The organism is Paraburkholderia tagetis (genome assembly GCF_022213065.1).
Classification (GTDB): domain Bacteria; phylum Pseudomonadota; class Gammaproteobacteria; order Burkholderiales; family Burkholderiaceae; genus Paraburkholderia; species Paraburkholderia tagetis.
In genome coordinates this window covers 40,378-53,257 of the sequence record NZ_JAKLJA010000002.1, presented here as the reverse complement: position 1 = coordinate 53,257, position 12,880 = coordinate 40,378, and the positions used below count along the sequence as shown (strand labels likewise).

15 protein-coding genes are annotated in these 12,880 nt (G+C 60.8%); 3 read left to right on the top strand and 12 right to left on the bottom strand.

What is annotated here, in order from left to right:
• The first annotated feature begins 1 nt into the window (after position 1).
• The 3 genes from L5014_RS03285 to L5014_RS03275 are packed head-to-tail and all read left to right on the top strand — an operon-like array spanning position 2 to position 3,361.
• Positions 2 to 2,215 (top strand): FAD-dependent oxidoreductase, encoded by a 2,214-nt coding sequence (locus L5014_RS03285; protein ID WP_420800004.1) that lies wholly within the window; start codon positions 2 to 4, stop codon positions 2,213 to 2,215.
• A gap of 36 nt (positions 2,216 to 2,251) precedes the next feature.
• The gene (locus L5014_RS03280) at positions 2,252 to 2,461 is read left to right on the top strand and encodes a zf-HC2 domain-containing protein (RefSeq protein ID WP_021157829.1); all 210 of its coding nucleotides are present in this window, start codon (positions 2,252 to 2,254) and stop codon (positions 2,459 to 2,461) included.
• Positions 2,462 to 2,512: 51 nt separating this feature from the next.
• Entirely contained in the window at positions 2,513 to 3,361 is an 849-nt protein-coding gene (locus L5014_RS03275; RefSeq protein WP_238462170.1) for a peroxiredoxin-like family protein, read from the top strand.
• A gap of 52 nt (positions 3,362 to 3,413) precedes the next feature.
• Here the strand turns inward: L5014_RS03275 and L5014_RS03270 are convergent, their stop codons facing one another.
• The 12 genes from L5014_RS03270 to L5014_RS03215 form a co-directional block, all read right to left on the bottom strand.
• The gene (locus L5014_RS03270) at positions 3,414 to 4,505 is read right to left on the bottom strand and encodes an FAD-dependent oxidoreductase (RefSeq protein WP_238462169.1); all 1,092 of its coding nucleotides are present in this window, start codon (positions 4,503 to 4,505) and stop codon (positions 3,414 to 3,416) included.
• Complete coding sequence (locus L5014_RS03265; RefSeq protein WP_238462168.1) at positions 4,502 to 5,155, bottom strand: TIGR04282 family arsenosugar biosynthesis glycosyltransferase; 654 nt, start codon at positions 5,153 to 5,155, stop codon at positions 4,502 to 4,504. The genes L5014_RS03270 and L5014_RS03265 overlap by 4 nt, the downstream gene beginning before the upstream one ends.
• Before the next feature lie 8 nt (positions 5,156 to 5,163).
• Positions 5,164 to 5,964: a TIGR04283 family arsenosugar biosynthesis glycosyltransferase gene (locus L5014_RS03260; RefSeq protein ID WP_238462167.1), complete on the bottom strand. Its 801-nt coding sequence runs from the start codon at positions 5,962 to 5,964 to the stop codon at positions 5,164 to 5,166.
• An 8-nt stretch (positions 5,965 to 5,972) separates the two neighbouring features.
• Positions 5,973 to 6,854 carry an S-methyl-5'-thioadenosine phosphorylase gene (locus L5014_RS03255; RefSeq protein WP_238462166.1) on the bottom strand — a complete coding sequence of 294 codons (882 nt, stop codon included), beginning with the start codon at positions 6,852 to 6,854 and terminating at the stop codon, positions 5,973 to 5,975.
• A gap of 47 nt (positions 6,855 to 6,901) precedes the next feature.
• Positions 6,902 to 7,606 carry a DUF6969 family protein gene (locus tag L5014_RS03250; protein WP_238462165.1) on the bottom strand — a complete coding sequence of 235 codons (705 nt, stop codon included), beginning with the start codon at positions 7,604 to 7,606 and terminating at the stop codon, positions 6,902 to 6,904.
• Between the two features lie 101 nt (positions 7,607 to 7,707).
• Positions 7,708 to 8,022: a hypothetical protein gene (locus tag L5014_RS03245; protein WP_080484097.1), complete on the bottom strand. Its 315-nt coding sequence runs from the start codon at positions 8,020 to 8,022 to the stop codon at positions 7,708 to 7,710.
• Positions 8,023 to 8,100: 78 nt separating this feature from the next.
• The gene (locus L5014_RS03240) at positions 8,101 to 9,510 is read right to left on the bottom strand and encodes an MFS transporter (protein WP_021157835.1); all 1,410 of its coding nucleotides are present in this window, start codon (positions 9,508 to 9,510) and stop codon (positions 8,101 to 8,103) included.
• A 64-nt stretch (positions 9,511 to 9,574) separates the two neighbouring features.
• Positions 9,575 to 9,784, bottom strand: coding sequence for a zf-HC2 domain-containing protein (locus tag L5014_RS03235; protein ID WP_080484096.1), 210 nt, complete (start codon positions 9,782 to 9,784; stop codon positions 9,575 to 9,577).
• On the bottom strand, positions 9,778 to 10,368 hold the full coding sequence (locus L5014_RS03230; RefSeq protein ID WP_042973726.1) for a sigma-70 family RNA polymerase sigma factor: 591 nt from the start codon (positions 10,366 to 10,368) through the stop codon (positions 9,778 to 9,780). Before L5014_RS03230 ends, L5014_RS03235 begins: the two co-directional genes overlap by 7 nt.
• Before the next feature lie 83 nt (positions 10,369 to 10,451).
• The gene (locus L5014_RS03225) at positions 10,452 to 11,198 is read right to left on the bottom strand and encodes a cytochrome c biogenesis CcdA family protein (protein WP_238462164.1); all 747 of its coding nucleotides are present in this window, start codon (positions 11,196 to 11,198) and stop codon (positions 10,452 to 10,454) included.
• Positions 11,180 to 11,719, bottom strand: coding sequence for a thioredoxin family protein (locus L5014_RS03220; protein ID WP_238462163.1), 540 nt, complete (start codon positions 11,717 to 11,719; stop codon positions 11,180 to 11,182). The genes L5014_RS03225 and L5014_RS03220 overlap by 19 nt, the downstream gene beginning before the upstream one ends.
• On the bottom strand, positions 11,716 to 12,672 hold the full coding sequence (locus L5014_RS03215) for an HPP family protein (RefSeq protein ID WP_238462162.1): 957 nt from the start codon (positions 12,670 to 12,672) through the stop codon (positions 11,716 to 11,718). The genes L5014_RS03220 and L5014_RS03215 overlap by 4 nt, the downstream gene beginning before the upstream one ends.
• Between the last annotated feature and the right edge of the window lie 208 nt (positions 12,673 to 12,880).

Below are 12,880 nucleotides of genomic sequence, written 5' to 3'. Positions count from 1 at the left end.
GATGGACGCAGCACCTCCTCGGTCTGTCGGCGAAGACGCGCGTTCCGGCGCCGTGCGGTTTGGGCCCGGTCGCATCGCGTTGATCGTGCTCGTCGGAGCGTTGATCGTCGCATTTTTCGGCTTCGGCGGGCTGCATTACCTGTCGCTCGATTATGCGAAGACTCAGCAAGCCGCATTTGTACACGTTCGCGACATGCATCCTGTCGCGACCTCGCTGGTTTTCCTCGCCGGCTACGTGATCGTCACCGCATTGTCGATCCCGGGAGCGACGGTGCTGACGCTGGCTGCCGGCGCGCTGTTTGGTGTCGTCTGGGGCGTCACGCTCGTTTCCTTTGCGTCAACGATGGGGGCCACGCTCGCTTTCGCCGCGTCACGGTACGTGCTGCGTGACGCCGTCGTGACGCGTTTCGCCAACCGGTTGGGGCCAATCGACGATGGCGTTCGGCGAGAGGGCTGGATGTATGTGCTGTCGCTGCGTCTTGTTCCGGCGGTGCCTTTCTGGCTCGTCAATTTGATAATGGGCGTCACCGCGATTCGACTGCGGACGTTCTACCTGGCGAGCCAGGTCGGCATGCTTCCGGCGACGATCGTCTACGTCAGCGTCGGCACTCGATTGTCGGAACTGACGTCGTTGCGCGGAATTCTGTCACCGGGGCTGCTAGCCGGTCTGGTTGCGCTCGCAGCATTACCGTACGGAACTAAGAGCCTCATGCGTGAGGTCCGCGCCCGGCGTCTGATGGCGCGTTGGCCGACCCCGAAACGGTTCGACTATAACGTCGTGGTCATCGGAGCGGGATCGGCCGGCCTGGTTACTTCGTATGTCGCATCGGTCGTCAAGGCCAAAGTGGCGCTCGTTGAGCGACATGCGATGGGCGGCGATTGCCTGAACACTGGCTGCGTTCCTTCGAAGGCCTTCTTGCGGTCTGCCGGCGTGGCGGCTGAATTACGCAGAGCAGCTGAATTCGGTGTCTGCGGCGTTGACGAGGTCCGCGTGGATTTCGGTTCGGTCATGAAGCGCGTCGCTCGAGTACAGGCGGACGTGGCGCCGCATGATTCGGTCGAACGTTACACGTCACTGGGTGTTGATTGCGTGTCGGGGCAAGCAATGATTACGTCGCCTCACGCCGTCGAAGTGACCGGTGGCGACGGATCGGTACGCACTCTGACGACGCGCAGCATTGTGATTGCCGCAGGGTCTCGGCCTGCTGTACCAGATATTCCGGGACTCGAGGAGGTCGGATACCTGACTTCCGATACCGTCTGGTCTCTCGACACGCTGCCGGCGCGCCTTGTGATCCTCGGCGGTGGCCCAATCGGTTGCGAGCTCACCCAAGGCTTCGCACGGCTCGGTGCGCACGTGATTCAGATAGAAAAAAGTCCGCGGTTGCTTCCACGGGAAGATTCCGATGCGTCGAACCTCGTCCTGGAACGTTTCCGTGCTGAGGGCGTTGATGTGGTCCTCGGGGCCGACGTCGTGCGTTGCGAGCGACGCGGCCAGGGGAAAGTTGTTGTGGTTCGCACGGCAGAAGGCGAGCGCGCTTTCACGTGCGATACGATTCTCTGCGCCGTCGGGCGCCTGGCCAACACAAAAGGGTATGGTCTGGAGCGGCTGGGAATCGCCGTAACGCCCGCTGGGACGATCGAGGTCGACGACCGGTTGCAAACGCTTTTTCCGAACATCTACGCGTGCGGCGACGTGGTGGGGCCGTACCAGTTTACGCATATGGCCGCCCATCAGGCGTGGTACGCGTCGGTCAATGCGATGTTCGGGCGTTGGCATCGATTCAAAGTGGACTATCGTGTGACGCCCTGGGTGACATTTACCTCTCCCGAAGTCGCGCGCGTTGGACTCAACGAGTCGGATGCGGCGCGCCAAGGAATACCGTGCGAAGTGACGACGTTCCACCTGGATGACCTCGATCGGGCGATCGCGGATGACGGCACGGACGGCTTCGTCAAGGTGCTGACGCCACCGGGCAAGGATCGGATTCTAGGGGTAACCATTGTCGGCGAGCATGCATCTGCACTGCTAGCCGAGTTCGTTCTGGCGATGCGTCATGGCATCGGTCTGAACGGCATCCTGCGGACGATACACGTATATCCGACGCATTCGGAGGCCGCGAAGTACGCAGCCGGCCGTTGGAAGATGAAACATGCGCCGCAGTCTGTTTTGCGCCTACTGGGGCGCTATCAGACGTGGATGAGGCGAGGTTGAACACTGATCGCCGGCGCAGCTAAGGACGAGCAAATCATGTCAGGCGAGATGTTGACCTGTCGTGAGATCCATCGACTGATCGTCGAACGCCTGGATCGTACGCTGTCGACCGAAGAGGAAAGTTATGTCGCCCAGCATATTGCGACGTGCGCGGGTTGCCTTGTTTTTTGTGAGCAGATGGCGGCGATCCGTAAGGCGTGCGAGGCACTCAAGGAAGGAAGGGTGCATTGGGATGACACAAAGTAGTTCCGTCACGCAAATCCCCCAAGAATTGATATCGAACTCGAGCTAGCGGTCATGACCAAGTTGAAATCGTTATTCATCGACGCGTTCCTGGTGATGCTGGCGGCCTCGCTGCTACATGGGAGTATTGCGCTCTATCTGCACGGGATTGCGATAGAGTGGCTCGGCGTTGTAATCGCGTCGATGTCCAACCTGCTGTTCTTTTTCGGGCTGTTTGCTCGTGGTACGGCTCGAACGTCAAGGCATTTGTGGCCGTTGCTCGTTTCCACCACGTTCGGCGCTTCGATTGCGGTATGGGGTGCGTTAGCTCAGGTCAGCAATTGGCTTCCGTTGTTTTACGCGGGTTTCGTTCTTGCCGGATGCATGCTGTATGTCTTCTGGTATTCACGGCTTGGCCGCACGGACAATAGGCTTTTGGAAGTGGGGCGACCATTGCCGCCGTTTGTGGTCGAGGATGTCGATGGTGCGCCCGTGATGCTCGGACCTTCGTTCAGCAAGCCAGCAGTGCTGTTGTTTTTTCGCGGCAACTGGTGCCCACTTTGCATGGCCCAGATCCGCGAGATAGCGGCCCAATATCGCGAGCTTGACCGACGAGGCGTACGAGTCATCCTCATCAGCCCGCAGCCGCATGGCCACACTCGCGAACTGGCGCAGAAGTTCGCGGTCCCGTTCCACTTTTATGTGGATCGGGACAATCGCGCCGCTCAGGCGCTGGGAATTCTGGCGAAGGACGGCCTGCCTGCTGGTTTGCAGGCGCTCGGTTACGATTCGGACACGGTGTTTCCGACAGTGATCATGACTGACGCCACTGGCACGATCGTATTCGTTGATCTCACGGACAACTATCGGATCCGTCCGGAGCCGCAGACGTTCCTGCGCATCGCGGACGGGTGGCCTACCTGACCTGGCCGGGCTTCCCGGATTCACGTTGAAGCGCCAGGCGCCGCACGTCGCGCTAATACCGTCGGAAGCGGCACACGAATCGGCGATCGATGTGCCGTTTCCACCACCATACCCATTCACCTTCCCACGACCAGGGCCCCCAGGTTGCGACCGCATGGCGTGAACCAGTTGCGATCAAGTAAAGGGCGCGTCGTTGGGGGTGAAAATCCTGCACAGATCCGCCCATCAACACTGCCCGCAAATTGTGGGCGAGTATCGCCCCCTGGCGAACCGCATAGACGCCCGAGCGCACGACGCCATCATCGGGGAAACGTGCGCAGTCGCCCGCTGCGAACACGGCCGTACTGCCAGTCGAACGGAGTGATGCGTCGACTGTCAGATAACCCGCCTCATCGAGTGGCAGGCCGCTACCACGTAATAAACTGGGCGCCTGGGGGCCGGTCGCCAACACCACGAGCGCCGCCGCGAGATGTTGACCGCTCGACGTCTCAACCCGCATGCCGTCGACCCCGCATGCATCTTCATCAACAATCATCACGCCCCGCGCTTTCAAGGCGTTTTTCAGCCGCGTTTTGAGCGTCGAATTCTGAGTCGGTACGATACCGTCTCGACCAGCGAGCAGCGTGACATCGGCTCTGTAGCCCGAGGCAACGCGCAGCGCACACGCGATCTCGATGCCAGCCATGCCACCTCCGACGATGGCAATTGGCTCATTTTTTCCGTTGACCGTGTACTGCCGATATCGCTCGGCGAAGCGCTGTAGGGGGCGCACCGGTGCCACGCGGTCGGACGCATATTGAAGCCGGTCGATCGAGACGTCCGAGCCGATGTCAATGGAGAGCAGGTCGTAGTCGATTGTCCAGTTGTCCGCGAGCCGTATACATCGACTCGCGGTTTCAATCTCGCACGCACGTATGCACAGGAATTCCGCGTGCGCGGCAGCAGCGAGTCGATCGAGTGCGATGGCACACGCCGCGAGAGGGTAATGGCCGGCTATCCAGCCCGCCAGCATGCCGGAGTAGATCTGCAGGCGGTAAGGTGACACAAGGGTCACTCGGACATCGGGCAGTGGTGAGTCGGCTAACGATTCCAGGACATGGAGATTCGCGTGTCCGCCTCCCAGAAGCACAAGGTGCCGCGTCATAGTATCGGCACATTGGGCCGGGGCATGGTCGTCAGACGGACAAGATCCTCGGGGCGATCAATGTCCCAAAGCGGCGGCAGCTCGTGCCACGACGCACCGATTTGCCGTAGTCGCTCGCGCGTGCATGTCATGACCTGATCGGTGCTCCACGGCATGTCGTCGAACAGTGCATCGAGCACGATCTCGCGTCTTGCGAGCGCGCCCCTTGCCGCGCCGATCAGCACATATCCACCATCCTCTGCAGGTATCGCAGCAACCTCGCAACCGTTAACCAGTGCTGTGAAGATTTGGTCAAAATGCTCAGCCTTGAGCACTGGGCAATCTGTGCCGACAATCAACACCGCGTCGGCATGCGGTAGCAGCCGCTGCATTGCGCACTTCATGCGGGCGCCGAGATCAGCACCTTGTTGCGAGCGCAAGCCAATGCCGAAATCGTCGCTTGCGTCGAGCAGGGCTGGATGGGCGAGCTCGCCGGCAATCCACAATGAACGCGGGCAGCCGGCACGGCATACGACGCCAAGCGTATATCGCAGCAAGCGATGATGAAGCGTGGCGGCGCCGTCGGCACCGAGTGCCGGGATCAGGCGGGTTTTGACCGCACCTGGGATCGGAGTTTTGGAGAAGACGGCGATGTGACACGAAGTTGACATGAGAAATCTCACTGCTCTTGAAAATCGCGGCAGCGCTTCGAGGGCGACTGGCCGGGGTCGTAGCGGTACCATCTCGCAAGCGTTTCGGCAGGCACACCGAGTGCGTACGCGAGACGCAGCCACCACATCAACAAAATGGTCCGGATCACGCCGTTCGCCTCCCAGCGTCGACCCGATGTCGTCACGCGGGCACGGAGGCAAATGGGTCGCGAGCGGCGACGCAGCCGCTTGCTGAACGAGATGTCTTCCATGATCGGGAGCGTCGGGAACCCGCCTTCCTGGGCGAAGGATTCGCGCGTACAGAAGATGGCCTGGTCTCCCGTCGCGATGCCGGTCAGGCGTGAGCGAATCGACATCATGTGCGCAACCAGACCGAGCAGCGGTCCGGTTCCGTCGATCCGCACGTCGAAGCGGCCCCAGGTACGGGATGGAGCATCCAGCAGCGCATCGCGAATCACGGTGTCGGCGAACGCGGGTAATGTGGTGTCTGCATGCAGGAACAGCAGGATGTCTCCGCCCGCGCGGCGCGCTCCGGCATTCATCTGTGCAGCACGCCCCCGCGGAGCGTGAACGACGGCGTCGCAAAATGGGGCTGCCAACGCTACCGTGTCGTCATCACTTCCGCCGTCGACTACGATGATCTGCGTGCCGCGATAGCGGAGCAGGGCCAGTCGGCGCAGGCCGACGCCGATCGTCGCCGCTTCGTTCAGCACCGGGATAATGATCGACAGCGTGACGTTCCGCGAGCTGTCCGGATGGCTGTGTGCCATCGTCGCTATTTGCTCGCGTTTCGTATCCGCCGATTTCATCGCGTGCCTCAATCGCCAATGTATTTGCCGATGATTGCGGCCAGGCGCTCACGAGCCGCCGTGCCGATTGCCGCGGGCGGCGTCACCAGGGCCGTGCGCAGCGCGTCGTGGGCAGCTGATGACGGAGGCTCGTCCGCGATCAACGTAATCGCATGGGCAAGGATTCGCTTCGCGTTGCTCGCGTTGTGCTGCAGGTTCGCAATGGCCATTTCCACGGTGACACTCTCATGCGACGGATGCCAGCAATCGTAATCGGTGACCAGCGCGAGCGTCGCGTAAGCGATCTCCGCCTCGCGCGCGAGTTTCGCTTCCGGCACGTTCGTCATCCCGACGACCGAAGCGCTCCATTGCCGATACAGCATCGATTCCGCCAGGGTGGAAAAAGCCGGACCTTCAATGCAGACATAAGTGCCGCCGACGTGGACGGACACGTCCGGTGCCGCGCGCCTGATCGCCTCTGCAAGCACGCCGCTCAGCGCGGGACATACGGGTGTGGCGAAGGCGACGTGTGCAATGACGCCATCCCCGAAGAATGTGGAATCGCGACGGCATGTGCGATCAATGAACTGGTCGGGAAGGACGATGTCGCGAGGACGCATCGCCTCCTGTAAAGATCCGACCGCCGAGACGGAGAGCAGATAGCGCACGCCGAGCTGCTTGAGCGCATAAATGTTGGCCCGATAAGGGACTTCGGACGGCAACAGGGTATGGTGGCGGCCATGCCGTGTGACGAATGCGACGCGTACGCTGCCGAGCCAGCCTGTCACAATGCGGTCGGATGGCGAGCCGAATGGCGTTGTCACGTCGATTTCTTCGACGTCTGTCAGTCCGTCCATCTGATAGAGCCCGCTGCCGCCGATAATGCCGACGGTGATGTTATTGGCGTTCATGTCGATTCTCTCCTGTTACGTGCGGCTCTGTGGCGCGCTTCCGTCATTCAACGCGATATGTCGCGCAACGCGGCGTCGACGTCGTCGGAAAACGAGAGCGTCTTCGACGACAGCACTTCGAGCGAGCGGTCGTCGATAATCCGATAGTCGGCGGCGTGCGTATCGATCGCATGCCGGATTGCTGCGTCCCGGTCCCGAATCAATTCTTGTATCGATTCCTCGTACAGCGAGAAGACGGACGTCAACCACGCAGAGAGGAGTGGCGGGCCTGCGCCGTCAACGCGGAACGCTGCCGAAAGCGCGGCGACGCTGGCGCTGCTGCACCATCGGTCGCCCGTGACCCATTGGTTCACGGTGAAGATCTCAGTCGGCAAGCCCAACGCATTGACGGAAATCGCGACCAGATGCACGGAGTCGGGATCTTGCGTGTTCGCGTTGACCGTTGCATTGCCCGGAATGGGCAAGTCCTCTATGTTGCGAGCGCGCCGATCCAGGCGCGCGAAGGTATGAAAATGCCCGTTCTCGATCACGCCGGGCCGATCTTCTGGGCTGTGTGCGTGATAGAAATACTGGAAACCGCTTGCAGAAATCACGTCAGCAGACGGGTACTTGCGCCAGCATTCGAATGCCTGCTCGCCGGTCACGTGCTGCAGCAGGTTCTCGTTGCGTTTCGCAAGCGTGTCATAACAGCGAATGAGCGCCGTAGCCGCCTGTTGACGATTGTGTGCCGAGCATGTCCGCTTGAAGTTCACGGAAATCGCCTCGATTGCGGGAGTGATATGTCTGGGATGACGGTGTCATCGGATAACGGGGCGGCCGGATGTGACGCCGCCCCGATTCATGTCGCTAACCCTTATTGGGCGCCACACTTGGCCGCGCATTTCGCGCCGCACTTTGCCCCGCACTTGGGTGCGCATTTGGCGCCGCACTTGGACGCGGACGCGGCAACATGCTTGACGTGTCGTTTCGCGCCGTGTTTGGCATGTTGCTTTGCCCCGCACTTTGCCCCACATTTTGCGCCGCACTGGGCAGCGCATTTCGGTGCACACTTTGATCCGCATTGCGCCATCGTCGCGTTGGCTTCGGTGGTTGCCGCCGCTGCCGGAAATGCAACGGTGGCTGCCGTCAGCGCAGCGATCGAAAGGGCGACCATCGACGACTTCTTCATCTTGCTCTCCTGTGACTTGTCGAGTTGCTTGGGAACTGTTCCCAGCCATTAGTCGGTGGAGAGCGCCACCTTTTACATTTATTTTGCGACTGGGTCGACACTTGGCACGGCTAGTGCGTTCACCATTGCCTCCAGTGCCTTTCCCTTGCCTTCGACGCCACGGAAATACCACGGCACCATCGCAACGGCGCCGATGAGCCAGAACGAAGCGAGCACGAGCAGCGCAGGAATCATGCCCGACGTATCGGCGATATAGGTGAGCAGCAATGGCGCGGTGAACGCGCCGATGCGTCCGACCGCTACCGATATGCCAATACCCGTCGAGCGAAGCTGCGTCGGGAAGATTTCGGAAAAGGTTGGGTAGGCGGAGACCCAGCTTCCGGTCGCGAATAGGTTGGCGAGCGTGAATGCCGCCAGAACCCAGCGCCAATCGTGCGTGGTCATTGCCGCAGCCATCAGTAGCACGCCGACAGCAGCAAGCGCATATGAAACGGGCACGGTGATTTTGCGTCCGGCGCTGTCAAGCAGGGTGGCAACGATGAGGCCACCGGCAAGTGCGCCGACATTGCCGATCAGATAGAACCAGGGGACAAACGCGGAATCCACATGGACTGCAGGCAGGATAAACAGGGCGAGGAAAGCGAACAGGCCGTAATAGCCGGCTGCCTCGGAAAAATCGAGTGCGCAGCCGAGCGCAAGACGTCCCGGATGCATCCGTATCAACTCGCGCGACTGGGACCAGAAGTTCCGCCTTATAGTAGGCTCGGGCGTAAAGTCTTGCTTGCCGGTCAGGCGCGTGTCGGAAAACCGACCACGCTCGATATCGTCGATGATGGCGGACGCAGCACGTGTGTCACCGTGGGCGAGTAGCCATCGCGGTGACTCAGGAATGTAGCGACGTGCGAAGGCGGCCGCGACCGCAACGACGGCGCCAAAGCCGAATGCCGCACGCCAACCGATGTCGGTCGGAAGCTGATTGATGAGCAGTAGCGTCACGAGCGCCGCAAGAATCGCACCGATGGACCAAAAGTTCATCACGGTTGCGTTTGTCTTGCCCCGGTGTCTCGCCGGAATGAACTCGCTGATGGCAGCGTTGATGGCTGCGTATTCTGCGCCGACACCAATTGCAGTGACGAAGCGAAGCACCATCATCGACGCGTAATCCCATGCGAAGGCGGTGAGAAACGTGAACGTGCCGTACAGCAGAAGTGTCAGCAGGAAGAGTCGTTTGCGGCCGTATCGGTCGGCCAAGTAACCAAAGCCGTATGCGCCGACCATGATCCCGACGAACCAGATGCTAAGAATCCAGGACGCCTGGGTATTGCTCAAATGCCACAGTGTCTTGAATACAGAGATGACGTTGTTGACGATCGTCACTTCGAACGCGTCGAGCAACCAACCGACGCCAAGCGCGATAGTGATGGCAGTGTGGACGCGGTTCCATGAAACATCGTCCAGGCGGCGAAGAGAAAGAATTCGCGAGTTCATGCTGGTACTCCCGGAAGCGGCGCACGACGCTTGCCGCGTTCACTCAGATTGGTGACTGATACCTTCAACGCGCGTCTTTCGGCGCTGCGTCCGGCGATTGGTCAGGCGTCGCCGCTGAGCGGCAGGCACGCCGCAAAAACTGAACGTTGCTGCGATAGTTGCGGCACGCGCTGCACATCAGGATATGCAATCGCATGTCGAGTGATTCCCGAAGATTGAGGCCCTCGTCGGCCTCCTTTGACAGCAGTTCGGTTGTTTCCTTGCATGTCAGCATTTTCGATTGCCTCGCTCGTTGAACCATTTGGTCTGAAGGCATACCCGCAGTGCCATTCGCGCCCGGTGGAGAATCACACCGCAATTGGATTTGGTGATCGCCAGTTCCGCGGCCACGTCTTCAGGTTCCAGTTCCAGAAATTCCCGCATCATAAACACTCGGGCGGTCGAGGGCGGCAGCCGGTCGAGGCAGGTCTGGAAGACCGTCCAGAACTGCTGCTGTTCGAGTGTCGCCTCGGGATCGCCCCAGAAGGCGGGCCGTTCGTCGACTTGCCAACGATCCCGTTCATCGAACAGCGCATCGAAACTGTCGGCGGGAAGTTCATCGACCTCTTGCGATGAGGTGAAGCGCTTCCGTGAGCGCATGATGTCGATGATCTTGTTCTTGAGGATCGCGAACACCCAAGTGCTCAGTTGCGCGTTCCCGCGAAAGTCCGCCATTTTGCTCATCGCGGCGAGCATGGCATCCTGAACGGCGTCTTCCGCAGCGGCGTCGTCGCGCAATTGGAGTCTCGCGAAGCGCAGCATGTTGCTGCGCAGTTGCGCCAATTCAGCTCGCGAAATGTTTGCGTTGACGTCGCTCATCACCACTTCGTCCCGACCAAAAGGAAGGAGGTACATCGTGCATCCTCGCCATTCGTCCACCGCTGCATGTCGGCTTCCTTGTTTTAGAGTGAAGTTGTCAACTGGACCAGCCAGTCGGGACTGTGTGACAGAAGCATTGCCTGTAGGGCTTTGTCGGTACCAGACAGGATAAGCGCGCCCACGGCAACGAAAAGTCCGCCGAGCGCGCCCCGTCCGATCCGGCCGAAGCGGCCCAGCCCTCCGCGCAGCTTCCCGATCGTCGCGCGCGACATCGCACCCAGCGCGAGCAGGGGGACCGCGGCGCCCATCCCGAATACTGCCATCAGCGCAGCAATGTGCATCAGATCTTGTCCTTGAGACGCGAGCGTGGATGCGGCTCCCAGGGTCGGTCCGACACACGGACTCCAGACGATACCGAGCAGCATTCCGATCGCGAACTGCCCCACAAGACCATCACCACGAATGCCCGCGAGCAGGCGCTGGGCCATATTACCGACCGGTGAGAGCGCGCGAGCAAACAGGTGCTGCATTGTCCCGAAGGCCATCAAGAGCCCGAACACCACCATCAGTACTGCGGCGAACACCCGGAAGGTGTCGCCCGTCAATCCAATAGTCGAACCGACAGTGGCAACGAACAGGCCAACCGCGGTGAACGACACGCCCAGGCCGGTGGCAAGCGCCAAGTTGCCGAAGCGATGGGCAGATAGCGCAGACGCAGCGAGGACGGGGAGCAGCGGCAGTGCGCACGGGGACAGCGTGGAGAGCGCGCCGGCCGCGAACCCGACGCCGTAGGTGGCTGGCCCAAAGACAATCACAATGCCTTCCCCCACGTCGCCCGAATGGCCTGCTCATCCGTTTCGCCGGTCGATCGCGCAACTTCGCGACCGCCGCGGAAAACGACAAACGTCGACTGCTGGGCGACGCGCAGCGCTTTCTCGAGCGCCGTTTCCTTGTCGAAGTCGGCGACGAACACCGTGACATCCTTCATTTCGCTTGATGTGGCCAGTCGGTCGACAGCAGGTTGCTGAGCGCGGCACGTCGGACACCAGCTGGCGTGGAACCAAATCACGACCGGCTTGCCGTGAGCCAGCGCCCCATCGAACTGGGCCTTGTTATAGGGCTGCGTTCCGGCGAACGCGGAGGCCGAGGCGCCGAGGAAGGTCAGCAAAAAAAATCCTTTCAGCAGCATTTTGAGCACGGTATTTTCCCTCGCTTGTGGTTTGAGATGCTTCATCCCTTGGTTAGACGGGATCGGATCGCGATGTTTACGGCTTTTAGCGATGTCGTCCTGGCGCCATGGCAGGCTGCGGAAACATGCGGACGAACCGGTCGTCGAATGGCGGCACTTCAACCCGCGTTCGCCACGTCGGGTCGGCCCAACAGGAGTGGGCGCGCGAACAGAAAGGTTCCAGTCAGCACGAGCGTACCGGCTGCGACGCCAATCACGAATCCCCAACCGGGATCAGGGATGACTTGCGGCAGCAGTCCGATAGCCAGCGCGGGGGGCAGATGCAGGCTGAACGCTCGGAGCGCGGCGATTCCAGCCAACAGCGCAACGGTGACCGATAAGGGCCCGATGCCGAGCACCAGGACGGCAATGACGCCGACGGCAGCGGTGATCGTGCAGGTCAGAGGCAAGGAAATCGGGCGTTTGGCCCATGGACAGACATCCGCATGCGCGAACATCTCAAACGCGATCACGACGAGTGGTGGAAACAGGATGAGCCGATTCCCGGTAACAGTGGCGATACCGTAAGCCAGCAGAAGAAAACCGACAAAAACCGGGAGCCACGCGTAGCGCCGGGGCGAGCTTTCCAGTTCGTCATCGACCGAATCACCGGGGTGGCGGGGTGTCGAGCGAAGCCTTGTGGAGAACACGCGCCGATAGATGAGGGACTGCAACCCAAGTAAGCCGGTTACGGCGGCGATCGACACGGGATACCACCAACTTGTGACGCCTAGCGCGAGCGGCAAGAATCCGGCGGAAATCGCCGGCGCGATTGGAGAGCGCAGGATGCGAATCAGGAGCATTGCGCTTGCGATGGACAGGGCCGCGGCGCCAAGTCCATAAGGCATGCTGCGCGCGATCGCCGTGCCGAAGACCGCTGCGGCAACTGGAGTGACAGCCAGCATGACTGGGGCGCGCGCCCAGACGCCGCCTGGACGGGTGAACACGTCGTAGGCCAGTGCGCCGAGCTCAGGAAAAAGCACGTAGATTGCGCCCGTAATGAGCGCCGCCTTGGCAACACCCGCGAGGAATACAAGCGAAAGAAATTCGCCCAGAAGGAGAAATCCGGAAGTCATTGCGCCGTTTCGGGAGGGTCGTACCGGTTGCTGCGGCCATTGCGATCTCGCGCACTGGCCGGTGGTGAAGGGACATGTAGGATGTGACGCGCGATCGCCGGTTTTTTTACTAACTTTTAGTTATAAGAAGAACCCCTCCCACCAAGATTGTGTAAACGGAACGTGGCTCGCACGTCGAATCAACAAGTTGCAAGCCTGCAAGGAATCC

Coding starts and splice junctions, on each gene's coding strand:
- L5014_RS03265 (WP_238462168.1), bottom strand. CDS start 5,155: ATGTCAACTTCGTGTCACATCGCCGTCTTCTCCAAAACTCCGATCCCA.
- L5014_RS03260 (WP_238462167.1), bottom strand. CDS start 5,964: ATGAAATCGGCGGATACGAAACGCGAGCAAATAGCGACGATGGCACAC.
- L5014_RS03270 (WP_238462169.1), bottom strand. CDS start 4,505: ATGACGCGGCACCTTGTGCTTCTGGGAGGCGGACACGCGAATCTCCAT.
- L5014_RS03275 (WP_238462170.1), top strand. CDS start 2,513: ATGACCAAGTTGAAATCGTTATTCATCGACGCGTTCCTGGTGATGCTG.
- L5014_RS03255 (WP_238462166.1), bottom strand. CDS start 6,854: ATGAACGCCAATAACATCACCGTCGGCATTATCGGCGGCAGCGGGCTC.
- L5014_RS03235 (WP_080484096.1), bottom strand. CDS start 9,784: ATGCTGACATGCAAGGAAACAACCGAACTGCTGTCAAAGGAGGCCGAC.
- L5014_RS03245 (WP_080484097.1), bottom strand. CDS start 8,022: ATGAAGAAGTCGTCGATGGTCGCCCTTTCGATCGCTGCGCTGACGGCA.
- L5014_RS03230 (WP_042973726.1), bottom strand. CDS start 10,368: ATGAGCGACGTCAACGCAAACATTTCGCGAGCTGAATTGGCGCAACTG.
- L5014_RS03280 (WP_021157829.1), top strand. CDS start 2,252: ATGTCAGGCGAGATGTTGACCTGTCGTGAGATCCATCGACTGATCGTC.
- L5014_RS03215 (WP_238462162.1), bottom strand. CDS start 12,672: ATGACTTCCGGATTTCTCCTTCTGGGCGAATTTCTTTCGCTTGTATTC.
- L5014_RS03240 (WP_021157835.1), bottom strand. CDS start 9,510: ATGAACTCGCGAATTCTTTCTCTTCGCCGCCTGGACGATGTTTCATGG.
- L5014_RS03285 (WP_420800004.1), top strand. CDS start 2: ATGGACGCAGCACCTCCTCGGTCTGTCGGCGAAGACGCGCGTTCCGGC.